Source organism: Saliniramus sp. (assembly GCF_035311605.1).
Taxonomy (GTDB): domain Bacteria; phylum Pseudomonadota; class Alphaproteobacteria; order Rhizobiales; family Beijerinckiaceae; genus Saliniramus.
This window is the reverse complement of the sequence record NZ_DATGCW010000316.1, coordinates 1-2,929: the sequence shown is the minus strand read 5'-3', so window position 1 is coordinate 2,929 and position 2,929 is coordinate 1. Positions and strand designations below refer to the sequence as shown.

Genomic DNA, 2,929 nt, shown 5'->3' with positions numbered 1-2,929 from the left:
CGAGGCCGGTGTCGCGCCGCTGATGCGCCCCAAGGGCTGGATCAAGGCCGCACGCAGCCAGGCCCGGCTCGACGCCGAGGCGGCCGAGGCCGAGCGCTTCGCCCGCGATTACGGGATCAGCTATGATCTGCTCGACCAGGCCGCACTGAAGGAGCGCGAGCCGCATTTGAGCGACCGCGTCATCGGCGCAATCCATCTGCGTGATCCCAATACCAGCCCCGATCCCGGCGGTCTGACCAAGGCTTACGCCGATCTGTTCGTGCGCAAGGGCGGGCGTTTCATCAATGGCGATGCGCGCTCGCTCGAAGCGCAGGGCGGCAGCGGCAAGGCGGGATGGCGCATCACCACCGGGGAAGGCGAGATCTCCGCCGATCACGTGGTCGTCGCCATGGGCGCCTGGTCGAACGATATCTACGAGCGGCTCGGCTACCGCATGCCGCTGGCAGCCAAACGCGGCTATCACCTGCATTACGCCGCCGAGGGCAACGCCGTCCTGAATCATCCGGTGCTCGATGTCGATGCGGGCGTGGTACTTGCCCCGATGAACAAGGGCATCCGGCTCACGACCGGGATCGAGTTTGCCCCGCGCGATGCGCCGAAGAGCCCGATCCAGATCGCGCGCTGCGAGCCGCTTGCGAAGGAGATCTTCCCGCTCGGCCAGCCGAACGAGCCGGAACCGTGGATGGGATTGCGACCGTGCTTCCCCGACATGCGCCCCGTCATCGGGCCCGCCCCACGCCATGACGGGATCTGGTTCGCCTTTGGCCATAACCATCACGGCTTCTCGCTGGGGCCGGTCACCGGGCGGATTCTCGCCGAGATGATGACGGGCGAGACGCCGGCGGTAGAAATGGGCTGGTTCCGCGCCGATCGATTCTGAGAGTTTACGCTGGGTCGCCATGCGTGGGGCGCGCATCTGCCGTTGCGACGAAAGCGCTTCTCGGCGCACCTCTCGCATGGTTTGTTGGTGGTGGTTTTCCTCTCCCGGCCCGTATCCCGTGCAGCCCGTCATCGGCATCCTTCTGAAGATCTTCTCGGCCTTCGCCTTCACGCTGATGGCGGCGACGATCAAGTTCGTCAGCGATGCCTACCCGGTCGGGCAGTTGATCTTCTTCCGCTCCGCCTTCGCGCTTATCCCGCTGATGCTCTGGCTCGCCTGGAGCGACGTGATGGTGAACGCGGTGCGCACGCATAACCTGAAGGGCCATCTTCTGCGCAGCATCATCGGCGTGACCGGGATGTTCTGCGGATTCGCCGCGCTGAGCTATCTTCCGCTCTCCGATGCCGTGGCGATCGGTTACGCCGCGCCGCTGATCGTGGTGGTGCTCGCGGCGCTCGTTCTCAAGGAAACCGTGCGCGCCTATCGCTGGAGCGCGGTCAGTATCGGTTTCATCGGTGTGATCCTGATGCTGACGCCGCAATTCGGCGTGGTCGATAGCGCCGTCGGCAACGAGAGCCGGGCGCTGGGCGCGACCTTCGCGGTGTTTGCCGCCCTGTGCACTGCCGCAGCGACGATCCAGGTCCGCCGCCTCACAGCGACAGAGCGCACCGGCGCCATCGTCTTCTATTTCTCGGTCTTCTCCACCCTGATCGGCCTCGCGACGATCTTTTTCGGCTGGAACATGCCGGGCCTTGCCGATTTCGGCATTCTCATGGTGATCGGCATTCTGGGCGGAATCGGCCAGATCCTGCTCACCCAGAGCTATCGCTTCGGCGATGCCTCGCTGATCGCGCCGTTCGAATACACCACCATGATCTGGGCGCTGCTGCTCGGCTGGTTCGTCTTCGGCGACTGGCCGCAGGCGATCGTGCTCGCCGGTGCCGCCATCGTCATCGCAGCCGGCATTTTCGTGATCTGGCGCGAACACCGTCTCGGGCTTGCCCGGAAGAAGGCGGCGGAAATGGCTTCGAAGCGGGCCATCTGAGGCGTATTTGCCCTGGCGTGAGCGCCCGGCATCAAGCGAGTGCCGCAGCGACGCCCGGGCATGGACCGCGTTGGCGTGACGGCGTCGTATGCGTTTTTGCCAACCGGCGGAAAGCGGCTTTCTCACACACAGGGCTCGCTCACAAACAGGGCTCGCGCGGCACCGGATGATGTCCGGCATGCCGGAAATTCCAGCAATCAGGAATACATCACAAGAGAAAATAATTACTCTTAGTTATCGACGCGATCAAATCGCAACAGCTGTAGACGCTACGGAACCGTATAAATACGTAGCCCGAAAGCTCATCTCAGAATGTGATCCTTTCAACAAAACACCGTTTCCAGGATAGAAATTTTCTTCCTGAATCCAGAGTTTTGCCTGCTCGGCTCCGATCAGTTTGGGAGCGATTTGCATTCACTTCTATGATGAAGCGTACCGACCATGGCGCTTGACGACGCTTGTCATCCAAGTGTCATTTAGGCCGTCTATACGGACGCTGCTTCACAGAGATCGCGACACGATCGAAGCGAACTGCATTCCGACAAGGAGTAGACCCGTGAAATTCACCACCCTTACCAGCGCGATTGCCCTCGCGACCGCCGGCATCATGGTTGTCGGCGCCGCCCAGGCCCAGACGCGCGACCAGATTCGCATCGTCGGCTCTTCGACCGTCTTCCCCTACAGCCAGGCGGCTGCCGAAGAATATGCCAACGTCACCGGCAACCCTGCTCCGGTTGTCGAATCCACTGGCACGGGCGGCGGCATGCAGATCTTCTGCGAAGGCATAGGCCCCAACACGGCGGATCTGACGGGCGCGTCGCGCGCCATGAAGGAATCCGAGTGGGCGCTCTGCCAGGAGAACGGCGTCACTGAAGTCACCGAAGCCCAGATCGGCTCGGATGGCCTCTCGATCGCCCAGTCCGTGGATGGCGAGAGCTTTGGCGTCTCACTGGCTCAGATATTCCAGGCGCTGGCCGCCGAAGTCGCCGTGGACGGCGAGATCG

The 2,929-nt window shown here is 62.9% G+C and carries 3 protein-coding genes; all 3 read left to right on the top strand.

All coding sequences use genetic code 11. The features are described from left to right. Positions 1-880 (top strand): FAD-binding oxidoreductase (locus VKP01_RS14080; protein WP_324413345.1); only part of this gene is annotated, 880 nt, incomplete at its 5' end. Between the two features lie 118 nt (positions 881-998). After that, positions 999-1,925 (top strand): DMT family transporter, encoded by a 927-nt coding sequence (locus VKP01_RS14075; RefSeq protein WP_324413343.1) that lies wholly within the window; start codon positions 999-1,001, stop codon positions 1,923-1,925. Between the two features lie 556 nt (positions 1,926-2,481). Further along, the coding region (locus VKP01_RS14070; protein ID WP_324413341.1) for a substrate-binding domain-containing protein at positions 2,482-2,929 on the top strand (448 nt) is incomplete at its 3' end.